The 992-nt window shown below is 75.1% G+C and carries 1 pseudogene; it reads left to right on the forward strand.

The window, feature by feature from the left end:
* Positions 1-919 (forward strand): annotated as a pseudogene (locus SSBG_RS18240) (serine/threonine protein kinase); the annotation flags it as partial.
* Positions 920-992 lie beyond the last annotated feature (73 nt).

Consider the following 992-nt stretch of genomic DNA (forward strand, 5'->3'; position numbering starts at 1 on the left):
CCGCAGGGCGCGCGAGGCCGACCCCGAGGAGACGACCCCGCTCTACGGGCTCGCCGCCGCGTACTCGCCGCCCGAGACGCCCGGAAGCGCCCGCACCGCGCCGCGCGGCGACCGGTCCCGGGGAGCGGCCCGGGCACGTCGTCCCCGTACCGCCGGTGGCCGGGACAGCGGGCGTCCGCGTACGCCGCGTTCGCTGGGGCGGACGCTGCTCGTCGCGGTGTTCGTGCTGCTCGCGGGCACGATCGTCTACGCCATGGTCTTCCTGCCGAAGGCCGACGAGAACGATCAGGCGCGGACGGGTGCCGAGCTGAGCCACGCGCCCGGCTCGCTGGAGAAGCCCGCGCCCACCTCGGCCCCTCCCGCTTCCTCGCCCGCCGCGAGTCCCGGGGACGGGAAGCGGGACAAACCGAAGGAGGACCGGCCGGAGGCGGAGAAGCCGCCCGCCAAGGAGAAGCCCGCCGGGCCGAAGCTCCCCGCCGGGTTCGTCCTCTACCAGGACCCGGCCGGTTTCCAGCTCGCCGTGCCCAAGGGCTGGACCCGGCACGCGCGCAACCCGCAGGGGCAGGTGCGGTGGACGCACGGGAGCTACGAGCTGATCGTCGTCCCCGGGCGCGACTCCGTGACCGAGTTCGGCAACGACCTGCTGCGCTACCAGCGCGAGTCCGAGCCCGAGACGCGGCCCTTCCGCGAGTCGAGCTGGGTCACGTCCACCGGGATGCGCGAGATCGAGGAGGGCGGCAGGAAGATGGCGGAGGGCCAGTTCACCTGGCCGGGCAGCGACGGTGACGTGTTCGCCAGGAACATGGTCATGGCGGTGGGCGGCAAGTACCACGTCCTCCAGTTCCGCGGCCTCGACGCCGACCGCGACGACGTCAGCCGCTACTACGCCCAGGCGCTCGCCACGTACCAGGTGAAGTGAGGGAGGGGCGGGGGCCGGAGGGACACCCCCGCCGGGCCCCGTCCGCCCCCGGCACCCGGCCCGCGCCCGCCCG

The organism is Streptomyces sp. SPB074, from assembly GCF_000154905.1.
Taxonomy (GTDB): Bacteria; Actinomycetota; Actinomycetes; order Streptomycetales; family Streptomycetaceae; genus Streptomyces.